19 protein-coding genes and 1 tRNA gene are annotated in these 21,942 nt (G+C 66.2%); 13 read left to right on the top strand and 7 right to left on the bottom strand.

All coding sequences use genetic code 11. The features are described 5' to 3' along the window. Window positions 1–134: 134 nt before the first annotated feature. Window positions 135–221: transfer RNA gene (locus AC04PT_RS01200), tRNA-Leu, on the bottom strand. 167 nt (window positions 222–388) lie between these two features. Here AC04PT_RS01200 and lipB point away from each other — a divergent pair. The 5 genes from lipB to AC04PT_RS01175 all read left to right on the top strand — a co-directional run bounded on the left by lipB (window position 389) and on the right by AC04PT_RS01175 (window position 5,075). Next, window positions 389–1,054, top strand: coding sequence for a lipoyl(octanoyl) transferase LipB (gene lipB, locus AC04PT_RS01195; protein WP_482871660.1), 666 nt, complete (start codon window positions 389–391; stop codon window positions 1,052–1,054). Between the two features lie 497 nt (window positions 1,055–1,551). Further along, entirely contained in the window at window positions 1,552–3,225 is a 1,674-nt protein-coding gene (gene ctaD / locus AC04PT_RS01190; protein ID WP_482871659.1) for a cytochrome c oxidase subunit I, read from the top strand. Between the two features lie 191 nt (window positions 3,226–3,416). Next, window positions 3,417–3,590 carry a hypothetical protein gene (locus AC04PT_RS01185; protein WP_482871658.1) on the top strand — a complete coding sequence of 58 codons (174 nt, stop codon included), beginning with the start codon at window positions 3,417–3,419 and terminating at the stop codon, window positions 3,588–3,590. A 46-nt stretch (window positions 3,591–3,636) separates the two neighbouring features. Further along, window positions 3,637–4,173, top strand: a complete 537-nt coding sequence (locus tag AC04PT_RS01180) for a DUF2244 domain-containing protein (protein ID WP_482871657.1) — start codon at window positions 3,637–3,639, stop codon at window positions 4,171–4,173. A 5-nt stretch (window positions 4,174–4,178) separates the two neighbouring features. After that, window positions 4,179–5,075 carry a hypothetical protein gene (locus AC04PT_RS01175; protein WP_482871656.1) on the top strand — a complete coding sequence of 299 codons (897 nt, stop codon included), beginning with the start codon at window positions 4,179–4,181 and terminating at the stop codon, window positions 5,073–5,075. 63 nt (window positions 5,076–5,138) lie between these two features. On the opposite strand, the gene AC04PT_RS01170 is transcribed toward AC04PT_RS01175, so the two are convergent. Continuing rightward, a complete protein-coding gene (locus tag AC04PT_RS01170) occupies window positions 5,139–5,606 on the bottom strand; it encodes a GatB/YqeY domain-containing protein (RefSeq protein ID WP_482871655.1) in 468 nt (155 codons plus the stop codon). 206 nt (window positions 5,607–5,812) lie between these two features. Between AC04PT_RS01170 and carA the strand changes: the two genes are divergently transcribed. The 3 genes from carA (at window position 5,813) to AC04PT_RS01155 (ending at window position 11,184) form a co-directional block, all read left to right on the top strand. Beyond that, window positions 5,813–6,967 carry a glutamine-hydrolyzing carbamoyl-phosphate synthase small subunit gene (gene carA / locus AC04PT_RS01165; protein ID WP_482871654.1) on the top strand — a complete coding sequence of 385 codons (1,155 nt, stop codon included), beginning with the start codon at window positions 5,813–5,815 and terminating at the stop codon, window positions 6,965–6,967. A gap of 107 nt (window positions 6,968–7,074) precedes the next feature. Further along, complete coding sequence (locus AC04PT_RS01160) at window positions 7,075–8,985, top strand: glycosyltransferase (protein ID WP_482871653.1); 1,911 nt, start codon at window positions 7,075–7,077, stop codon at window positions 8,983–8,985. A 177-nt stretch (window positions 8,986–9,162) separates the two neighbouring features. Next, a complete protein-coding gene (locus AC04PT_RS01155) occupies window positions 9,163–11,184 on the top strand; it encodes a protein-disulfide reductase DsbD family protein (RefSeq protein ID WP_482871652.1) in 2,022 nt (673 codons plus the stop codon). Between the two features lie 275 nt (window positions 11,185–11,459). Here AC04PT_RS01155 and ccmI read toward each other — a convergent pair whose 3' ends face one another. The 5 genes from ccmI to bhcR form a co-directional block, all read right to left on the bottom strand. Continuing rightward, complete coding sequence (gene ccmI, locus AC04PT_RS01150) at window positions 11,460–12,605, bottom strand: c-type cytochrome biogenesis protein CcmI (protein WP_482871651.1); 1,146 nt, start codon at window positions 12,603–12,605, stop codon at window positions 11,460–11,462. Continuing rightward, window positions 12,605–13,054, bottom strand: a complete 450-nt coding sequence (locus AC04PT_RS01145) for a cytochrome c-type biogenesis protein (protein ID WP_482872425.1) — start codon at window positions 13,052–13,054, stop codon at window positions 12,605–12,607. Before AC04PT_RS01145 ends, ccmI begins: the two co-directional genes overlap by 1 nt. Before the next feature lie 23 nt (window positions 13,055–13,077). Continuing rightward, the gene (locus tag AC04PT_RS01140) at window positions 13,078–13,632 is read right to left on the bottom strand and encodes a DsbE family thiol:disulfide interchange protein (protein WP_482871650.1); all 555 of its coding nucleotides are present in this window, start codon (window positions 13,630–13,632) and stop codon (window positions 13,078–13,080) included. A 4-nt stretch (window positions 13,633–13,636) separates the two neighbouring features. Continuing rightward, the gene (locus AC04PT_RS01135; protein WP_482871649.1) at window positions 13,637–15,628 is read right to left on the bottom strand and encodes a heme lyase CcmF/NrfE family subunit; all 1,992 of its coding nucleotides are present in this window, start codon (window positions 15,626–15,628) and stop codon (window positions 13,637–13,639) included. A 278-nt stretch (window positions 15,629–15,906) separates the two neighbouring features. Then, the gene (bhcR, locus tag AC04PT_RS01130; RefSeq protein WP_482871647.1) at window positions 15,907–16,728 is read right to left on the bottom strand and encodes an HTH-type transcriptional regulator BhcR; all 822 of its coding nucleotides are present in this window, start codon (window positions 16,726–16,728) and stop codon (window positions 15,907–15,909) included. Window positions 16,729–16,896: 168 nt separating this feature from the next. Between bhcR and bhcA the strand changes: the two genes are divergently transcribed. The 5 genes from bhcA to AC04PT_RS01105 all read left to right on the top strand — a co-directional run bounded on the left by bhcA (window position 16,897) and on the right by AC04PT_RS01105 (window position 21,916). Then, complete coding sequence (gene bhcA / locus AC04PT_RS01125) at window positions 16,897–18,087, top strand: L-aspartate--glyoxylate aminotransferase BhcA (protein WP_482871646.1); 1,191 nt, start codon at window positions 16,897–16,899, stop codon at window positions 18,085–18,087. Beyond that, entirely contained in the window at window positions 18,087–19,055 is a 969-nt protein-coding gene (gene bhcB / locus AC04PT_RS01120) for a beta-hydroxyaspartate dehydratase BhcB (RefSeq protein ID WP_482871645.1), read from the top strand. Before bhcA ends, bhcB begins: the two co-directional genes overlap by 1 nt. A 67-nt stretch (window positions 19,056–19,122) precedes the next feature. After that, window positions 19,123–20,286, top strand: a complete 1,164-nt coding sequence (gene bhcC / locus AC04PT_RS01115; RefSeq protein WP_482871644.1) for a 3-hydroxy-D-aspartate aldolase BhcC — start codon at window positions 19,123–19,125, stop codon at window positions 20,284–20,286. Window positions 20,287–20,382: 96 nt separating this feature from the next. After that, complete coding sequence (bhcD, locus tag AC04PT_RS01110) at window positions 20,383–21,366, top strand: iminosuccinate reductase BhcD (protein WP_482871643.1); 984 nt, start codon at window positions 20,383–20,385, stop codon at window positions 21,364–21,366. A gap of 85 nt (window positions 21,367–21,451) precedes the next feature. Next, a complete protein-coding gene (locus AC04PT_RS01105) occupies window positions 21,452–21,916 on the top strand; it encodes a hypothetical protein (protein WP_482871641.1) in 465 nt (154 codons plus the stop codon). The last annotated feature ends 26 nt before the right edge of the window (window positions 21,917–21,942 follow it).

The raw sequence follows: 21,942 nt of genomic DNA, 5'->3' as shown, positions 1-21,942 counted from the left end.
ACGGACATGACCCAGCCCGCCCCAAGGGCAGGCCGCTATCCGCTATGAACCGGCAATGTAAATGAAATCATGGCAACCCGACCCGCAGTCTGCCCCGGTGGCACACCGGGCATCGCTCCGAATTTTCGGGAAATTGGTGCGGTCGAGAAGACTCGAACTTCCACGGGAGTTACCCCACAGCGACCTCAACGCTGCGCGTCTACCAATTCCGCCACGACCGCACACTTCGAATTGGTGGGCGGGGTTTAGCCCGTCTCCCGAGGCTTGCCAAGAGGAAAATCCGGCCTTTACGCGGAATATTTCGCGACCCGCAAACACCCCGCGCCCCGCCCCCGTTCCGGCGCTTTCCCGGTTCCCCAATCCGCCGCGCCGGTGTATTGCCACCCACATGGTGGAATGGATCACATCCGACGGTCTCACAGATTACGACGCGGCCGTGCGCTTCATGGAGGACCGTGCCGCGGCCATCGCCGAAGGACGCGCGGACGAGGCCGTCTGGCTGGTGGAACACCCTCCGCTCTATACCGCCGGCACCTCGGCACGGCGCGAGGACCTGACCGATCCGGACCGTTTTCCGGTCTACACCAGCAAACGCGGCGGGCAGTATACCTACCACGGCCCGGGCCAGCGCGTCGCCTATGTGATGCTGGACGTGGGCCGACGTGGCCGCGACGTCCGGCGCTTCGTGCAGATGCTCGAGGCATGGGTGATCGCCACGCTGGAGGAATTCAACGTCACCGGCGAAATCCGCGAAGGCCGCGTCGGCGTCTGGGTGCAGCGTCGTGACAAGCCGCTCACCGCCACCGGGCAGCCACCCGAGGACAAGATCGCCGCCATCGGCATCCGCCTGCGCAAGTGGGTCAGCTTCCACGGGGTGTCGATCAACGTCGAGCCCGACCTGAGCCACTTTTCCGGCATCGTCCCCTGCGGCATCACCGAACATGGCGTCACCAGCCTCGTCGACCTCGGCCTGCCGGTGACGATGGCCGATCTCGACGTCGCCCTGCGCCGCCGCTTCGACGACATCTTCGCAGCGCCGCCCCCCGCGACCTAAGGCAGCACCAGCGCCAGCGCGATCACCGGCACCAGCACCACCGCCAGCACGTAGGGTAAGCGCCGGTTCCGCAGGCCGGTCGGCGCGTAACACTTGCCGCAATGCGCGGCACCAAATCGCAGTCTATGTGAGCAGCTGGAACATTTAAACAATCGGGACGCCAACGCGACACACCCCCATCTTAAGCAATAATGACAGCATTCCAATGATTTGACATCTAAACCTGAAGCAATGCCTCAATACATTCGGCAACACCATTGACCCTAGGTTACGTGGCGCTCGCGCGCTCTGCAATACGGCAACCGACGCGCGATGCAATTTTCGGTTGATGCACGCCATACCCCCGGCGCCGCCCCCTGCCGCGACATTTTTTCTCGATCCGCAGGGAACTGAGCCGTTGCCCATCTTCGCGCCACATCTTAGAACCCGTTGAAGATTCCAGATGCACGGTGCGCTTGCGTCCGTGCCTTTTCAAGTTGTCTAGCAGGAGGCACGACATGGCTGACGCCGCCATCCACGGCCACGAACATGAAGATCAGCGCGGCTTCTTCACCCGCTGGTTCATGTCCACCAACCACAAGGACATCGGGATACTCTATCTCGTCGTCTCTGCGCTGGCGGGCTTCATTTCGGTGGCCTTCACCGTCTACATGCGACTGGAGCTCATGGAGCCCGGCGTTCAGTACATGTGCATGGAAGGCGCGCGCCTGATTGCCGCCGCTCCTGGCGAATGTACCCCCAACGGCCACCTGTGGAACGTGCTGATCACCGGCCACGGCATCCTGATGATGTTCTTCGTGGTCATTCCCGCCCTCTTCGGCGGTTTCGGCAACTACTTCATGCCGCTGCAGATCGGCGCGCCGGACATGGCGTTCCCGCGGATGAACAACCTGTCGTTCTGGCTGTATGTCGCGGGCACCACGCTGGCGGTCTGCTCGGTCCTGTCGCCCGGCGGCAACGATCAGCTCGGCTCGGGCGTGGGCTGGGTGCTCTATCCGCCGCTGTCGACCAGCGAAGGCGGGCTGTCCATGGACCTGGCCATCTTCGCGGTGCACGTCTCGGGCGCCTCGTCGATCCTCGGCGCGATCAACATGATCACCACCTTCCTGAACATGCGTGCCCCCGGCATGACGCTCTTCAAGGTGCCGCTGTTCTCCTGGGCGATCTTCGTCACCGCCTGGCTGATCCTGCTGGCGCTGCCGGTGCTCGCCGGCGCGATCACCATGCTGCTGACCGACCGCAACTTCGGCACCACCTTCTTCGATCCCTCGGGCGGCGGTGACCCGATCCTCTACCAGCACATCCTGTGGTTCTTCGGCCACCCGGAAGTCTACATCGTGATCCTGCCGGGCTTCGGCATCATCTCTCACGTGATCGCCACCTTCTCGCGCAAACCGGTCTTCGGCTACCTGCCGATGGTCTGGGCGATCATCGCCATCGGCGCGCTGGGCTTCGTCGTGTGGGCGCACCACATGTACACCGTCGGCATGTCGCTGACCCAGCAGAGCTACTTCATGATGGCCACCATGGTCATCGCGGTGCCCACCGGGGTTAAGATCTTCTCGTGGATCGCGACGATGTGGGGCGGCTCGATCGAGTTCAAGGCGCCGATGCTCTTCGCCATGGGCTTCCTGTTCCTGTTCACCGTGGGCGGCGTGACTGGCATCGTGCTCAGCCAGGCGGCCGTGGACCGGGCCTATCACGACACCTACTACGTCGTGGCGCACTTCCACTACGTGATGAGCTTGGGCGCGGTGTTCTGCATCTTCGCAGGGGTCTACTTCTACTTCGCCAAGATGTCGGGCCGCCAGTACAACGAAACGCTGGCACAGGTGCACTTCTGGATGTTCTTCATCGGTGCCAACCTGACCTTCTTCCCGCAGCACTTCCTGGGCCGTCAGGGCATGCCGCGCCGCTACATCGACTACCCCGAGGCCTTCGCCCTGTGGAACTGGTGGTCGTCGATCGGCGCGTTCATCTCCTTCGCCTCGTTCCTGCTGTTCTTCTACATCGTTGCGCACGCCCTGCTGAAAGGCGCGAAAGAGACCCGCAACAACTACTGGAACGAGTACGCGGACACGCTGGAATGGACCCTGCCCAGCCCGCCGCCGGAGCACACCTTCGAAATCCTGCCCAAGCAGGAAGACTGGGACAAGCACCCGGCGCACTGATCCGGCTCATGCCGAAACCACCGAAAGGCCCGCGCATCGCGCGGGCCTTTTGCTTTCCGATGGGCATGTTTCAGGCCCCCGGAACAGGCCAACTGACACAAATTAGCGCCCCCCCCGTGTGACATACCTCACAAGTTGACGCAGCGTAATGTGAGACACTGCCGGCACGCATTTTTCCGAAAGGACGCATCATGTTTCTGAAGCTTTCCATAGTCCTCGTATTTTCCATCGTTGCCCTGACCGCCGCCGTGCCGGCGCAGGCCTTCGTGATGAACACTTTTCCGGTGATCGAATTCCCGACCGAAACCGATCAGGACACACCGACGCGGGGACGCTGCCTTCTGTGCCCGGCCGATCCCGGCTGATCGCGGCTGACGTACTCTGACACCGGCGTGCGCCCCCCGGTCGCGCTTGCAAATTTCCGTCGACGCCACCGGAGCGGATACCTATATCCAACGTATGCCGTACCGCTGGTCGCACACCGCCGCTCAGATCGAAGAGCTTCAACTCTGGCCGCACCAATCGCTGCCGGCAAAAGGCTATGTCGGCTTTCTCCTTGCATCCTTCGCCTTCGCGGCAATCCCGCTGGCGGCCGTGCTCGGCACCGCGTTGCTCTGGGGCCTGCTGCCCTTCATCGCTGTGGCGCTGGGTGGCGTATGGTACGCGCTCGACCGCAACCGGCGCGACGCGCAACTGCTTGAGATCCTGCGCCTGACCCCGGCCGAGGTGTCGCTGACGCGTCACAATCCGCAGGGCACGGTGCAAAGCTGGTCATGCAATGCCCATTGGGCGCGCCCCAACCTGCACCGGGACGACGGCCCGGTACCCTTCTACGTCACCCTGTCCGGCGCCGGCCGCGAGGTCGAGATCGGCGCCTTCCTGTCCGAGGATGAGCGCAAGGCGCTCTACAGCGACCTCAGCCGCCACCTACCGGCGCGAGGCGTCTAGACGTCATGGCGCAAGTTCCGGCCACTCCGAAACCCGCGCGCCTGCGGCGCCTGACCCAAGCGGCGCTCTCCGGCGCCGCGCCGCTGCTGCGCGACCCCGCGCTCCAGCCCTCGGAAAAGGCGGCGCTGGCGCTGCGGGACTGCGCTCCGCAGGCCCCCGCGTCCGAGGTCGTCTTCCTGATCCCGCTGGTCGGCCGTCACCACGTCGGCGACTGGGACGGCACCTGTGCCCGCCTCAACGCCACCCTGGCGGCCTTCTTGCGCCAGACCGACACGCGCTGGCGCACGGTGATCTGCGGACAGGACCGGCCCGAGGCCCTGCCCGACCATCCGCAAATCAGCTTCCTGCCCTTCACCGACACTGCCCCCGGCAACGACAAATGGCGCAAGCTGGCGCAGCTCTGCGATCATCTGCCCATCGTCGGCACCGGCGGCGGGTATGCCATGACCTTCGACGCCGACGACATCGCGCACGATACGCTGGTGGCCGACATGCTGGCCCGGCAGGCGCCCGGAGGCTACCTTGTCGAGCAGGGCTACATATTCGACAAGGGCGCTGACATGCTGGCGCTGGCCGGCCGGCCGACGCTGACCAAACCGCTCCGCAAACCCTTTTGGAAGCTCTGCGGCTCCTGCGCCGCGCTGCGCTTCGACCTTGCCAATGGGTTGCGGGAAACCGACTTCCTGCGCGAAATGAGCCAGCACGAACACCGCATGTTCCCCTACCTCGCGCGGCTTGCCGGTCGTCGCCTGACGCCGCTTGCGACGCCGCAGGTCCTCTACCTGCTGAACCACGGTGAAAACTTCGGAGCGCGGCGCGGCCGCGTCGGCTTCAAGACGCGCTTCGTGCGCCGGTTCGCGCTTGCCGACGACACGGCGGTAAGAAGCGAATTTCACCTGTAGCAGCGCCGGCGCGGTCGGTATTGGGCAACCCTTGGTCTCTTGGCGCGCCCGGTCGAGACCCGTTCACCCCTGCTGCGCCAGCCTGTCCTTGACCCGCGCCCCGACGGCCCCGAAATCCATCTGGCCCGTGTAGCGGGTCTTGAGCGTGCCCATCACCTTGCCCATGTCGCGTATCGACGACGCGCCCACGTCCTCCACAGCCTTGTCGATCGCGGCCGTGATCTCCTTGTCATTCAGCTTCTTGGGCAGGAATTCCTCGATCACCTCGATCTCGGCCATCTCGCGTTCGGCCAGATCCAGCCGGCCGGCCTCTTCATAGGTGCGCGCGCTTTCGCGGCGTTGCTTGACCATCTTTCCCAGAATACCCAGCACATCGGCCTCGCCGAGGCTCTCGTCCTCGCCGCTGCCCCTGAGGGCGATTTCCCGGTCCTTGATGGCCGCACTGATCAGGCGCAGGGTCGACAGCCGGTCGGCCGCCTTGTCCTTCATCGCCTGTTTCAGCGCGGAATTGATCTCTGCGCGTAAACTCATCTGGTCCCATCCCCATGGGTTGATAAACAGCCTACCACCCTAATCCAACGCCGTCTGAGTGGCAACCGTTCCCGATCAGGCACAACCCCCTGAAAACATGCAATAACTCCACTTCCCAAGCGTCACAAACCGGCTCTTGACCCCACCCCCCGCCCGCTTTAGGTTCGCGCCGATTTGCCCCCAGCCAAAGCCCGAGGAGTCGTCCGATGACCGCCCAGAACCCCACCGCCTGCCTTGCGCTTGCCGACGGCACGGTTTTCTACGGTCAGGGCTTCGGCGCCACCGGCGTTCAGGTGGCCGAGCTGTGCTTCAACACCGCGATGACCGGCTACCAGGAAATCATGACCGATCCCTCCTACGCGGGCCAGATCGTCACCTTCACCTTCCCGCACATCGGCAACGTCGGCGTCAACCCCGATGACGACGAGACCGGCGAACCGGTGGCCGAAGGCATGGTGGTCAAGTGGATGCCGACCGAGGCTTCGAACTGGCGCGCGGTGCAGGAGCTTTCCGATTGGCTGGCCGCACGCGGCCGCATCGCCATCGGCGGCGTCGACACCCGGCGGCTGACCCGCGCCATCCGCCAGCAGGGCGCGCCCCACGCGGCATTGGCGCATGACCCCGACGGCAACTTCGACATCGAGGCGCTGATCGCCAAGGCCCGCGCCTTCAAGGGGCTGATGGGGCTCGATCTCGCCAAGGACGTAACCTGCGCGCAAAGCTATCGCTGGGACGAGATGCGCTGGGCCTGGCCCGAGGGCTACACCCGGCAGGAGGCGCCGAAGCACAAGGTCGTCGCCGTGGATTACGGCGCCAAGCGCAATATCCTGCGCTGCCTCGCCTCGGCCGGCTGCGATGTCACCGTGCTGCCCGCAACGGCCACCGCCGACGAGGTGCTGGCCCACAACCCCGACGGTGTCTTCCTGTCTAACGGACCGGGCGATCCCGCCGCCACCGGCGAATACGCCGTGCCGATGATCAAGTCGCTTCTGGACGACACCGAACTGCCGATCTTCGGCATCTGCCTCGGGCACCAGATGCTGGCGCTGGCGCTCGGCGGGCGCACCATCAAGATGAACCACGGCCACCACGGCGCCAACCACCCCGTGAAGGACATGCAGAGCGGCAAGGTCGAGATCACCTCGATGAACCACGGCTTCGCGGTCGATGCCGCCACCCTGCCCGATCACGTGGTGCAGACCCATGTATCGCTGTTCGACGGGTCGAACTGCGGCATCGCGCTGAAGTCCGACGACCGCAAGGTCTATTCGGTCCAGCACCACCCCGAGGCAAGCCCCGGACCGCAGGACAGCTTCTACCTCTTCGAGCAGTTCGCCGAGGCGATGGCAGCGAGATCTTGACCCGGTGGCCCCTGACGCGGGGCCGTTAACCCTCTGTTAAGATATCGTTTACCACTTGTTAATCTAATTTTCGTCATGATGGCCCTCGCAGCAGGAGGTCCAGTCCCATGACACCGCCGCATGTGCAATTGCGCGGCCCGCAGACGGCACGCCTCAGCGGTCTCTATCAGAAACCGCTGGGCCGTATCCTTGTGGAGCAAGGCGTCATCGGCCCGGCCGATTTGCTGCAGGCGCTGACGCTTCGCAAACAGTGCGACGCCCCGCTCGATCAGGTGCTGTTGGCCGAAGGGTTTGCCAGCGCCGCGCAGATCCTGACCGCACAGGCGGCGCAATGGGCCGCGATCCGCCTGACGCTCGATGAAACGCCGCCCGATCCGACCTGCGCTCCGGCCCTCGACCCGCTGTTCTGCCTGCGCCACGGGGTCATGCCTTGGATGCGGCTGGGCAATACGCTGGTGCTTGCCACCTGCCGCCCCGACCGGTTCGACGAACTTCTGGCCAGCCTGCCCGACGACCTCGGGCAGGTGGTGATGGGCATCGCGACCGAGGCCGATATCCAGGCCGCGATCGCCGCCGCCCATGCCGCGCGGCTCGCCACCCTGGCCGAAACCGTCCTGCCGGCCGAGGACAGCTGCCGCTACATGCGCAAGGTGGCCAGCCGGTCCGACCTGATCTGGATCGGGGGCATCGCCACGGCCATGGCCGGGCTGGTCGTGCTGTTGCCGACGGCGTTCTATGCCATGGCCGCCGCATGGGCGGTCTTCACCTTGTTCTGCATGGCCTTCATGAAGGTCGTCGCCTGCATCGCCTGCCTGCGCAAACCGCCCGCACGCCCGGTGCCGCGCGCCGACGTCCGCCCGCCGCCCAAGGTCTCGATCCTCGTGCCGCTGTTTCACGAAGGCAACATCGCCTCGCGGCTGATCGCCCGGCTCGCGCGGCTCGACTATCCCAAGGCCCGGCTCGAGGTGCTGCTGCTGCTCGAGGCGGAGGACAGCCAGACCCGCGCCGCCCTGTCCGAGGCCGAATTGCCGCCCTGGATGCGCATCGTCACGGTGCCGCCGGGCGACCTGACCACCAAGCCGCGCGCGCTGAACTACGGGCTGCGCTTCGCCGATGGCGACATCGTCGGCATCTATGATGCCGAGGACAATCCCGCCCCCGACCAGATCGGCCTTGTCGCCGCGCATTTCGCCGAGGCCCCGCCCGAGGTCGCCTGCCTTCAGGGCATCCTCGATTATTACAATCCGCACGCCAACTGGCTGGCCCGCTGCTTCACCATCGAATACGCCGCCTGGTTCCGCATCCTGCTGCCCGGCATGTCCCGGATGGGCTTCGCGATTCCGCTGGGCGGCACCACCCTGTTCTGCCGCCGCGACGTGCTCGAGGATATCGGCGGCTGGGACGCCCACAACGTGACCGAGGATGCCGATCTGGGGATGCGCCTCGCGCGCCGCGGCTTCCGGATCGAGATGATCGACAGCGTCACCCTGGAAGAGGCCAACTGCCGCTTTTGGCCGTGGATTCGCCAGCGATCGCGCTGGCTCAAGGGCTACATGGCCACCTACCGCGTTCACATGCGCCGGCCCGCGCGGCTCTGGCGCGACCTTGGCTGGAAGCGTTTCATCGGCTTTCAGGTGCTGTTTCTCGGCGCGCTCAGCCAGTTCATCATGGCGCCGGTGCTGTGGTCGTTCTGGATGGCGATCTTCGGGCTGCCCCATCCGCTGTTATCATGGATGGGGGCCACGGGGCAGACCTTCATGCTGTCTTTCTTCCTGCTGGTCGAATGCATGGGCCTGATCATCGGCGCGGTGGCCGTCGCCAGCCCGCAGCACCGCCGGCTCATTCCCTGGGTGCCGACGCTGATGTTCTATTTCCCGCTGGGCACCGTCGCCGCCTACAAGGCCCTGCTCGAACTGGTCAGTCGCCCGTTTTTCTGGGACAAGACCGAACACGGGCTGAGCCTGACGCAGCGTGTGATCGACCATCTGCCCGGCACCCGACCCACCGCCGGCCGCTGAACCGGCGGGCGTCCCGCAACGCCACACCGTCCCGGCCCCGATCCGGAACTCCGCTGCGAAACGGCCCCGGCCTCGCGGCGCCTCGCGCCAAAGTGACCCCTTGCTCCTCTCGACGTGACCGCGCGTTTGACGCATACCCGGTCCGGGCATGATATACCTGCCGTCGAAGGAGCCTCCATGCGCACGATCCGCCTGCTCAGCGCCCTGCTGCTTGTCATCCTGCCCGGCCTTGCCATGGCCGCGGCCTCGGACCGCCACGACGCCCCGGCCCTGACCGCGCGGCTGATCACGGCCGAAGACGGCGTCGCCCCCGATGCCGGGTCGATATCGGCCGGGCTGATGGTGTCGATGCTGGACGGCTGGAAGACATACTGGCGCAGCCCCGGCGAGGTCGGCCTGCCGCCCGAGCTCGACTGGTCGGGCTCCGATAACGTCGCCGGGGCCGAACTGCTCTATCCCGCGCCCACCCGCTTTACCGCCTTCGATATCGAAAACTTCGGCTACGGCGACGAGGTCACCTTCCCGATCCGCATCACCCTGGACGATCCGGGCCAGGCCGCGACGCTCAGCGCGCAGGTGCAATTGCTGGTCTGCAAGGATATCTGCATCCCCGAGGATTTCGCGCTCACCCTGCCCTTGCCCGAAGGCACCGGCATCGACACCGCGTCGGCCGAAACCCTCTCGCGGGCCCTTGCGCGCGTGCCGCAGGACGGGCCCGCCTCGGGCCTCACGGTCGAGTCCGCGCACCTGTCGGACGACGCGCTCGTCGTGGCCCTCACCCACGCTGCCGGTTTCCGCAGCCCCGACATCTTCCCGGAACTCGACGGCGCGACCTTCGGCAAGCCCGACCTGCGGCTCAGCGCAGACCGCAACCGCCTTTGGGCCGACATCCCGCTGCTCTACCGGCCCGACGCGCCCGGCAAGCTGCAACTGACCGTGACCGACGGCGCCTTCGCCGGCACTACCGCTGCGTCGCTCTCGGCCACGGTGCCGCCACCTCCGGCGGCCGGGCGCGGGTTGCTGGTGATGGCGCTGATTGCGGTGCTGGGCGGGCTGATCCTCAACGTCATGCCCTGTGTGCTGCCGGTACTGTCGATCAAGCTCGCCTCGGCGGTGTCCAAGGCCGACAAGGGTCATGACCGCATCCGCAGCGGCTTTTTGTTGACCGCGGCCGGTGTTCTGGCCTTCTTCTGGGCCCTCGCCGCCGCCACATGGGCGCTGCAATCGGCCGGCCACGCGGTCGGCTGGGGCCTGCAATTCCAGAGCCCGGTGTTCCTGACCACGATGATCGCCATCCTGGTGATCTTCGCCGCCAACCTCTTCGGCCTGTTCGAATTCCGCATCCCCTCCGCCCTCCAGACCCGCATGTCCACCGCCGGCGGCACGGGCTATGCCGGCGACTTCGCCACCGGCGCCTTCGCGGCCGTCCTTGCCACGCCCTGCTCGGCCCCCTTCCTCGGAACCGCCGTGGCCTTTGCGCTGTCCGGAGGAGCCGTGGAGATCGCGGTGATCTTCACCGCCCTCGGCCTCGGCCTCGCGCTGCCCTACCTCTCTGTCGCGGCCTTCCCCGGCGTGGTCTCCGCCCTGCCGAAACCGGGGCGCTGGATGCTCGTCCTCAAGACCGTCATGGGCGTCCTGCTGGCCCTGACCGCCGCCTGGCTGTTCTTCGTGCTGGCCGGTGTCGCCGGCCTTGTCATGACCGCGATCACGGCGGCGCTCATGGCCGCCATCATCGCGGTGCTCTGGCTGCGCCTGCCGTTCAAACTCGCGGCAATCACGGCAATCGCCGCCATCGCCATCGCCCTGCCGCTGGTCCGCGCACCGGCCCCGGCACAGGCATCGCAGTTCGCCACCCGCTGGGTCCCCTTCGACCGCGCCGCCATTGCCGGGCACGTGGCCGAGGGCCGGACCGTCTTCGTCGATGTCACCGCCGACTGGTGCCTGACCTGCAAGGCCAACAAGGCTCTGGTCGTCGACCGCGCGCCGGTCTCCGACCTGCTCGCCTCGGACGCGGTGGTCGCCATGCAGGCCGACTGGACGCGCCCCGACCCCGCGATCTCGGCCTACCTCGAAGAATTCAACCGGTACGGAATTCCCTTCAATGCCGTCTACGGCCCCGCGGCCCCCAACGGCATCCCGCTGCCGGAACTGCTCAGCGATGAGTCCATCTTCGACGCCGTCGACAAGGCCGGCGGCTGACCCGCGCTTCGCCAAGGACCTGAAGCGAATATCTGGGTTTTTAAGGCCAACTTGCCCCGCATTGCCGGACCGAGGCGCGGCGATCCAAGCCTGGCGGGTGCCACTCGACGCTGGCGATTGCCGTGAACCCTCAGGCGTGCGGACGTCCGTCAGCCATATCACCGTGTCAGAGGACGCCCCGGCGATGCGGGGCGGCTTCGCCACTGTCCACCTGATGGATGCGATAATCGACTGTCAGCGCCGGGTGAAAATCAGCACCGCATCGGCGACGCACCTCACCCGCCGTTCGCGGCAATCCCCTGCGCCACGACCGACCGCCGCGGATCATCCTCCGGCACATTCGCCAGCAGTCCCTCGGCCGCACGATACGCCTCCAGCGCCTTCGCGGTCTCGCCCAGCACGCCATAGGCCCGCCCCAGCTGTAACCAGCCGTCCAGATCGTCGGGCTGCTCTTCCAGCCGCTCGGCCAGACGTGCCACCATCGACTGGATGAACTCCGCCCGCTCGCCCTCGGTCAGCGCCTCGGCCGCCTCGACATCCTCCGCCGTGGGTCCGCGCAACTCGACGAAGTCGCTCACCGCCACTGGGTCATCGCCGGTTTCGGCCGAGATACGATTGATCTGCTGAACGAAGACTTCCATCCACGGCTGCGCCCGCTCTTCCTGCGACATGCGCAGCACCAGCAACTCCCGCGCCTCCGCCGCGCGGCCCTCCTGCTCCAACCACTGCGCCTTGTAGTAGCTGGCCGCCGGGTTGAGCACGTCCATCTCCAACGCCCGGTCGATCGCCGCGCCGGCCCGCTCCGTGATCAGCCCGTCATTGGCCGCCACCAGCGCCTCTGCATATTGCGTCAGGTGCCCGGAATGCGCGTCCGGCCGGTCGATGATCCGCGCCAGCGCCTCCGCCGCATCGCCATAGCGCCCCATTTGCAGATAGGTCTGCGCCAGCAGTTCCCAGCCCTGCGTCGGCCCGCCGTTCTCATCCGACACCAGCCGCAGCCGCAGCTTTTCGGTCAGTTCGACGATCTTCTGGTCTTCCTCGCGCTCCACCGCGCGGTCGGCGAAAGGCAGGCTCGTCACCCCCGGCGCACCCGTGGCCAGATAGGTCACGCCCGCCACGACGGGCACCATCAGCGCCAGCGCCACCAGCAGCACGGCCCCACCGGCGCGCATCGGCCTCGAGGCGCCCTGCCGCTTCACCGCCAGCATCCGGCGCTTGATCTCCAGCCGCGCCGCCTCGGCCTCGTCCTTCGAAATCAGCCCGCGCGCATGTTCGGCCTCGACCTCCTGCAACTGGTCCACGAAGATCGCCAACGCGCCCTCGCGGTGCCCCACCTGGGCCCCGCCCCGCCGCATCAGCGGCACCAGCACGAAACCGGCCGCCACCAGCGCCATCACCGCGGCCATGATCAGAAATTCCATCAGCCGTCTTTCCCGTCCGTGTCCTGTCCGTAGCGCGCCATCATCTCGGCCACCTCGGCCTCATCCGCGTCACTCAGCCGCTCCGGCCCCGCCCCCTTGCGCCGCCGCACCGCCGAGACCGCCACCAGCCCGCCGATCCCGAGCAGCACGAAGGGCGCCAGCCAGAGCGCATAGGTCTCGGGTTTGAACGGCGGCTTGAACAGCACATAGTCGCCATAGCGATCCACCAGATACTGCCGCACCTCGGCGTCACTGTCGCCCGCCACCAGCCTTTCGCGGATCAGCAGCCGCAGGTCCCGCGCCACGCCCGCATTCGACGAATCGATCGGTTCGTTCTGGCAGACCACGCAGCGGATATCCTTCGAGATCTCGCGCGCCCGCGCCTCCAGCACCGGGTCGTCCAGAATCTCGTCCGGCTCCACCGCCGCTGCGACGGATGCCAGCACCATAAACAAAGCGGCAAGAATACCCCTCACGATGCCCGCTCCCGCGCTTTGGCCAGCGCATCGCGCAGGTCCTGCTGTGCCTGCTCGGTGGCGATCGGCCCGACATAGCGCCACACGACCGTCCCCGTCGCATCTACTAGAAACGTCTCCGGCACCCCGGATATGCCCCATTCGATCCCGGCGCGCCCGCTCAGGTCTGCGCCGATCCGGTCATAGGGATTGCCCAGTTCCTCCAGCCAGTCGACCGCGGCCTCGGGCTTGTCCTTGTAGTTGATGCCGAACAGCGGAAAACCTTCCTCGCGCATCAGCCGCGTCAGCACCTTGTGCTCGGCCCGGCAGGGCACGCACCACGAGGCGAAGACGTTCACCACCACCGGCTCGCCCTCGGCCACCAGATCGGCGGTCGCCAGCCCCGGCACGTCCAGCCCCGGCACCGGCTCCAGTTCGAACGCCGGCACCGGGCGCGAGATCAGCGCCGAAGGGATGGCGTTGGGGTCGCGATCCGGGTTCAGCCCCCAGAAGAAGAACGCCCCGATCACGGCTACCACCGCGACCGGCAGGAACACCAACACACGTTTCATCGTCTCACTCCGCAGGTTGCGCCATCTCGGGCGCCCGCCGCCGCTTCGGCGCGCCCACCCTCAGCCGCCGGTCCGACAGCGACAGCCCACCGCCGATAACAAGCATGAAGGACCCGAGCCAGATGAAATTCACCAAAGGCTCATACAGCACCCTGAGCGTCCAGGCATTGCCCGCCGTCTCGGCCGCCGGTTCGCTGATCGCCGCATAGAGATCGCCGGCCAGCGTGTGCCTGATGGCGCTTTCGGTGGTCTGCGACCGCGCCACAGGATAGTTGCGCCGCTCCGGGTAAAGGTTCTGCACGAAGGCCCCGTCGCGTTCGACCACCAGCGTCGCGCGCGCCGCCATGTAGTTCGGCCCCGGCACCCGTTCGACCCCCTCGAAGGTAATGTCGAAACCGGCAATCTCGATCTGCGTGCCCGGCTCGGCAAAGGTCACCACCTCTTCCTTCCAGGCCGACGAGCCCACGAAACCGAAGATGCAGACCGCCAGCCCCAGATGCGCCATAGTCATCCCGTGCGAGGCACGCGGCAGGTTGCGCGCCCTCCGCCAGCTTTCCGACAGCGGCGCGCGGCCCAGCTTCACCCGCGCGCCCCACTCCTGCAGCGTGGCGAGGAACAGCCAGATGCCCAGCCCGAAGGCCAGCACCGCCAGGACCGGCCCCTTGGTCACCACGTACCAGACAGCCAGCATCACCAGCCCCGAGATCGCCGCAACCACCCAGAGCCTTTGCATCACGCCCTTCAGGTCGGCCCGCTTCCACGTCAGGAACGGCCCGAAGCCCATGACCAGCACCAGCGGCAGCATGATCGGCACGAAGGACGCGTTGAAGAACGGCGGCCCGACCGAGATCTTGTCGCCGGTGATCGCCTCGAGGAACAGCGGATAAAGCGTGCCGAACAGCACCGTCCCGGTCGCCGAACCCAGCAGCAGGTTGTTGACAAGCAGCCCGCCTTCGCGGCTCACCGGCGCGAACAGCCCGCCGCCTTCCATGGCCGGGGCGCGCACCGCGTAAAGCGTCAGCGACCCGCCGATCGAGATGCCCAGCAACGCCAGAATATAGATCCCCCGTTCGGGATCGACCGCGAAGGCATGGACAGAGGTCAGCAGCCCCGAGCGCACGATAAACGTCCCCAGCAGCGACAGCGAAAATGTCAGGATCGCCAAGAGGATGGTCCAGCTTTTGAACGCGCCGCGCTTTTCGGTCACGATGGCCGAATGCAGCAGCGCCGTCCCCAGCAGCCACGGCATGAAGCTGACGTTCTCGACCGGGTCCCAGAACCACCAGCCGCCCCAGCCAAGCTCGTAATAGGCCCACCAAGATCCCAGCGCGATGCCCGCGGTCAAGCTCATCCACGCCGCCAGCGTCCAGGGCCGCACCCATCGCGCCCAGGCCGCATCCACCCGGCCCTCGATCAGCGCCGCCACGGCGAAGCTGAACACGATCGAAAAGCCCACGTAGCCCACGTAAAGCAGCGGCGGATGCATCGCGAGGCCCACGTCCTGCAACAGCGGGTTCAGGTCATTGCCGTCCGCCGGTGCCGGCACGGCCCGCGCGAAGGGGTTCGACGTGAAAAGCAAAAAGCTGAGAAACCCCACCGAAATCCACGCCTGCACCGCCAGCGTCCGCGCCCGCAGGCTCAGCGGAATGTTCGTCCCAAACACCGCCACACCCGCGCCGAACAGCGCCAGGATCAGCGTCCAGAGCAAGAGCGACCCCTCGTGCGACCCCCATGTCGCCGCCACCTTGTAGAGCATCGGCTTCAGCGAATTAGAGTTCTGCACCACGTTCATCACGGTGAAATCGCTGACCACGAAGGCCCACATCAGCGCCCCGAAGGCGCCCGCGACGAACACAAGCTGCCCCACCGCCGTCGACTGGGCCGATCGCATCCAGGCCAGGTTGCCCCGTGCCGTACCGAACATGGGCACCACCGATTGCACCAGCGCAATGGCCAGCGCCAGCGCCAGCGCGAATTGTCCAAGTTCCGGGATCATGGCACCCTCCCCGCGGTTTGCCGATGTTGTCCACAGTCCTAGCGCTTTGGGGCCGAAGATTTAAGTCACCTTTTCGTCGGCTGCCCCGTCAAACCGACGCACCCGCGCTGGAAGCTTCCCGGTTTCGTCGCGCCTTGCGCGCGCCGGCCAACTGGGGGCCAGCCCTCAGACCCCCGGAGTTTAACGGCAAGATGAAGGACAAGAGCGCTCCCGTGTTCATCTTGCCGGATAAACTCCGGGGTGAGGCCGAAGGCCGAGGGGCAGCGCCCCTTTCAGCCTCACGCGGGCACCGCGCCGCCGACGGCCTCCGACAGGGCCTGCGCCGCCCGCGTCACATGCCCGCCGATCTCGTCGATGCGGTCAACCGGCAACCGCACCGACGGCCCGGAAATCGAGATCCCCGCCACCGCTTCGCCGTAGACGTTGAACACCGGCGCCGCCACGCAGCGCATGCCCACGGCCTTTTCCTCGCCGTCCACCGCATAGCCGCGCCTGGCGGCCGCCGACAGGTCGGCGCGCAGATCCTCCGCCGCCACCAGCGTATGCTCGGTAAACGCCTGCCGCTCGGTGCGCCCGAGATAGGCCTCGAGCCGGTTCGCCGGCCAGCGCGACAGCAGCGCCTTACCGATCCCGCTGGCGTGCAGCGGCGACAGCGTGCCGGGCGGAAAGAAGGCCCGGATCGTCTCGTGCGTCTCGACCTGGCTGAGAAACATCACCTCGTCGCCGCGCACGACGCCCAGGTTCGCCGTCTCTCCCGTCGCCTCCATCAGCGTCCGCATGATCGGCCGCGCCCGCTCGGCCAGCGAGGTACGGCGCAAGAAGGCCGCGCCGGCCAGAAACGCCCCCGGCCCCACCGCCCAGCTCTGCCCGGCCTCGTCGAACTCCGCGAATCCGCGCCCCTGCAAGGTCACCAGCACCCGATAGACCGTCGCCGGCGAGCCGCCCAATTCCTCGGCCAATGCGCTCAGCGTCACACCCTCATGCGCGCCCAGCGCGATCAGCACCTCCAGCGCGCGGTCGAGGGACTTGATGGTGTTCTGCTCGGTCTTGTCGTGCCATCCACGCGGCCTGCCGCGCTTGCGAGGAGTGTCATCGGCCATGCTGTTTCTCATTTTGAAATGCGCATTCACCATATGAAAAATCGCAACCCGTTGGCAAGATTGAATTTACGCCCTTAACGCCGTTTCTGAAAATACATTTCAAAAAAATTGAGCCGTCGCGGCAGGAGGCGTAGAACCAACCCAAGCCCAGATCAGAGGAGACCCGCCATGAGCTTCCAGAACCCCGTTTTCATTCCCGGCCCGACCAACATGCCCGAGCACCTGCGCCGCGCCTGCGACATGCCGACGCTCGACCACCGCTCGGCGCTCTTCGGCGAGATCCTGCATCCCGCCAAGGCCGCCGTCCGCCAGATCCTGAAATCCGACGCCGCCGAGATTTTCATCTTCCCCTCGACCGGCACAGGTGGTTGGGAAACCGCGCTGACCAACACGCTGTCGCCCGGCGACAAGATCCTCGCCGCCCGCAACGGCATGTTCTCGCACCGCTGGATCGACATGTGCCAGCGCCACGGGCTCGACGTCCAGATCATCGAAACCCCCTGGGGCGAAGGCATCCCCGCCGACAAGTTCGAGGCCGCGCTGACGGCCGACAAAGACCACCAGATCAAGGCCGTCCTCGCCACCCATAACGAGACCGCCACCGGCGTGCGCTCCGACATCGCTGCGGTCCGCTCCGCCATGGATGCCGCCAGCCACCCGGCGCTGCTCTTTGTCGATGGTGTCAGCTCCATCGCCTCGATGGATTTCCGCTTCGACGAATGGGGCGTGGATATCGCCGTCACCGGCTCCCAGAAGGGCTTCATGCTGCCCCCCGGTCTGGCCATCACCGGCTTCTCGGCCAAGGCCATGGCCGCTGTCGAGATTGCGCAGCTGCCGCGCACCTTCTTCGACATCCGCGACATGGGCAAGGCCAACGCCGCCGGCGGCTTCCCCTACACGCCCCCCGTGGGCCTGATCAACGGGCTGAACCTCGCCTGCGAGATGCTGCTCGACGAAGGGCTCGAGAACGTCTTCGCCCGCCACCACCGCATCGCCGAGGGCGTCCGACAGGCGATCCACGCCTGGGGCCTTGACCTCTGCGCCGCGCGCGCCGACCTTTACAGTGACAGTGTCAGTGCCATCCGCACGCCCGACGGCTTCAACGCCACCGACATCGTCAGCCACGCTGCCGACACCTACGGCGTCGCCTTCGGCACCGGTCTGGGCGAGGTCGCGGGCAAGGTGTTCCGCATCGGCCACCTGGGATCGCTCACCGACGTGATGGCGCTGTCGGGCATCGCCACCGCCGAGATGTGCATGAAGGACCTCGGCCTGAACATCGAACTTGGCTCCGGCGTCGCCGCCGCGCAGGATTACTACCGCTCGCACCGCGCTGCACAGACCAAGGCCGCCGCGTGATGAAGGACAACGCCATGCATATCCCCACCTATCAGGACATGCTCGACGCGCATGAGCGCATCAAGCCGCACATCCGCGAAACCCCGGTCCGCACCTCGGACTACCTCAACGAACTGACCGGGGCCGAGCTGTTCTTCAAGTGCGAAAACTTCCAGGAGCCGGGCGCCTTCAAGGTGCGCGGCGCCTGCAACGCGGTCTTCGGGCTGGACGACGCGCAGGCCGCCAAGGGCGTGGCGACGCATTCGTCCGGCAATCACGCCTCCTGCCTCAGCTACGCCGCCATGCGGCGCGGCATCCCCTGCAACGTGGTCATGCCTCACAGCGCCCCGCAGGCCAAGAAGGACACCGTCCGCCGCTACGGCGGCAAGATCACCGAATGCGAGCCTTCGACCTCCTCGCGTGAGGCGACCTTCGCCAAGGTGCAGGAGGAAACGGGCGGCGATTTCGTCCACCCCTACAACGATCCGCGCGTCATCGCGGGCCAGGGCACCTGCGCGAAGGAACTGGTCGAACAGACCGGCGGTCTCGACATGGTCGTGGCCCCCATCGGCGGCGGTGGCATGATTTCCGGCACCTGCCTGACACTTTCGACGCTGGCCCCGGAAACGCAGATCATCGCCGCCGAGCCGGAACAGGCCGACGACGCCTACCGCAGCTTCAAGGCCGGCCACATCATCGCCGACGACGCCCCCAAAACGGTGGCCGACGGGTTGCTGGTGCCGCTCAAGGACCTGACGTGGCACTTCGTATCGAACCACGTGACCGACATTCTCACCGCATCGGAGCAAGAGATCATCGACGCGATGAAACTGACCTGGAAACACCTGCGCGTGGTGATGGAGCCGTCTTCGGCGGTGCCGCTGGCCACCATCCTGAAGAACCGGGAACGCTTCACAGGCAAACGCGTCGGCGTGATCGTCACCGGCGGCAACGTCGATCTGGACAGACTTCCGTGGATGGTCGCCTGACCCTCCACCCCGCCCTTCAATCCGTAGGCCGGGCTTCAGCCCGGCCCCCTCTCAGGGAGCATGAAAGATGAAAGACATGACCAATCTCGACCAATTCGAAGTCGGTTTCGATATCCCCGCCAAGCCCGGCATGGACGCCGCCGACATCCAGACCCCGGCGCTGGTACTCGACCTCGACGCGCTTGAGCGCAACATCAAGAAGATGGGCGACTACGCCAAGGATCATGGCATGCGCCACCGCGTCCACGGCAAGATGCACAAGTCCGTCGACGTGGCCAAGCTGCAGGAAGAACTCGGCGGCGCGGTCGGCGTCTGCTGCCAGAAGGTGTCCGAGGCCGAGGTCTTCGCCCGTGGCGGCATCAAGGACATCCTCGTTTCGAACCAGGTCCGCGACCCGCAAAAGATCGACCGCCTCGCGCAACTGCCCAAGACCGGCGCCCGCACCATCGTCTGCGTCGACGACGTCGACAACGTGGCCGAACTGTCAGAGGCCGCACAAAGGCACGGCACCGAAATCGAATGCCTCGTGGAAATCGACTGCGGCGCCGGCCGTTGCGGCGTCACCACCACCGAAGCCGTCGTGGAGATCGCCAAGGCGATCAATGCGGCCGAAAACCTGACCTTCACCGGCATTCAGGCCTACCAGGGCGCCATGCAGCACCTCGACAGCTACGAGGCCCGCAAGGAAAAACTCGACACCGCCATCGCCCAGGTGAAGGACGCGGTCGAAGGTCTCAAGGCCGATGGCATCGAATGCGAACTGGTCTCCGGCGGCGGCACCGGGTCGTATTATTTCGAGTCCAACTCCGGCGTCTACAACGAGCTGCAATGCGGCTCCTACGCCTTCATGGACGCCGATTACGGCCGCATCCTCGACAAGGACGGCAACCGCATCGACCAGGGCGAATGGGAAAACGCCTTCTTCATCCTGACCCAGGTGATGAGCCACGCCAAGGCGGACAAGGCGATCTGCGATGCCGGTCTCAAGGCGCAATCGGTCGACAGCGGCCTGCCGTTCATCTTCGGCCGCGACGATGTGGAATACGTCAAATGCTCGGATGAGCACGGCGTGATCGCGGACCCGCAAGGCGTGCTGAAAGTCGGCGAAAAGCTGAAACTCGTCCCCGGCCACTGCGATCCCACCGCCAACGTCCACGACTGGTACGTCGGTGTCCGAGACGGCAAGGTCGAAACCGTCTGGCCGGTCTCGGCACGCGGCCGCGCCTACTGACGGTGGGCCCCAAGGTCACACCCTTCCCCTAACCGCAGGGTGCGCATCCGCTGCGCACCCTATGCTCGTACAAAGGACACCCCAATGGGCCTCGACATGACCAAGACAACCACCCTCACCATCGTCCCCGAAGCCGAAATCGCAGGTCTCATAACGCCCGAGGCCGCCTTCATCGCCGTCGAGCAGGTCTTCGCCGCCATGGCCCGCGAAGACGCCTACAACTTCCCCGTGGTCCGCGAAGCCATAGGCCACGCCGACGCGCTCTACGGCTTTAAGGGCGGCTTCGACCGCTCCGGCCTGACGCTGGGCCTGAAGGCGGGCGGCTACTGGCCCAACAACCTTGCCACCCACGGCATCATCAACCACCAGTCGACGGTGTTCCTGTTCGACCCCGATACCGGCAAACCCACAGCCATGGTCGGCGGCAACCTGCTGACCGCACTCAGGACTGCCGCCGCCTCGTCGGTCTCGATCGCCCACCTCGCCCGCAAGGACGCCCGCGTCATCGGCATGGTCGGCGCCGGCCACCAGGCGACGTTCCAGCTGCGCGCCGCCCTCGCGCAGCGCGACTTCGAAAAGGTGATTGGCTGGAACCTCCACCCCGAGATGCTGCCGAACATCGAGAAGGTCGCCCAAGAGGCCGGCCTGCCCTTCGAAGCGGTCGAATTGGAGGGCCTTACCGAAGCCGACGTCATCATCTCGATCACCTCGAGCTTCGACGCCATCGTCCAAACTGCCCACGTCAGCCCCGGCACCCACATCGCCTGCATGGGCACCGACACCAAGGGCAAGCAGGAGGTCGCGCCGGAACTGTTGCAGGCCGCCACCGTCTTCACCGACGAGGTCGCCCAGTCCACCACGATCGGCGAGGCGCAGCACGCCGTCGCACAGGGCCTGATAAAGGCGAGCGACGTCCACCAGCTTGGCGCGGTCATCAACGGAACCCACCCCGGCCGCACCTCGCCGGAAGAGATCACGCTGTTCGACGGCACCGGCGTCGGCCTGCAGGATCTCGCCGTTGCCAAGGCCGCCGTGCAGCTGGCGCTCGACAAGGGCGTGGCGCAACAAATCGAGATCTGAGACCGAAAGACCCAATCAGCGCCTTACCTTCAACACTTTGTCAGGGTTAATGGCCCTCGAATAATACCGATTGAGGAGTCCATTAGTGAACAAAACGATACACGCTCTCTACACGATCGTGCTGAGGACCTCGGGCCTCTACGTTCTCGCGGTGGCACTGGCTTTCATCGTCGGAGTTCCAGAGGCGGCAGCGCGGGGGACATCCCTGCTCATGCCGTTGGTGATGCTGGCGCTGGTGGCCTATCCGGCGCTGGCAACCGCCCGGATCTGCAGATCGCCGCGGATCGTGGCCGCACCTGACAAGCCCGCCGACCTGCTGGTTCTGGTGCCGTTCTTCCTGTTGCTGACGGTGCTTTACGCCGTGTTCGTCCATCTGGCGCTGACCAGCATTGACCTGCAATTCGGCGCACAAGACAGCGAACAGACGGCCCGCCAGGCGGCAGATTTTGCCATGTACCACGTGCAGGTCCTGCTGATGCTGGCCGCGGTGCTCTGCATCCTGCCGAACCGCGCGAAGGCCCCGGACGACGGCGCAGCCGTCCCCGCCTGAGCCGCGACCCACAAACCTCCTGTCCG

This window comes from Litorisediminivivens sp. KMU-197, from assembly GCF_056858395.1.
This window is presented reverse-complemented; position numbering and strand designations above follow the sequence as displayed.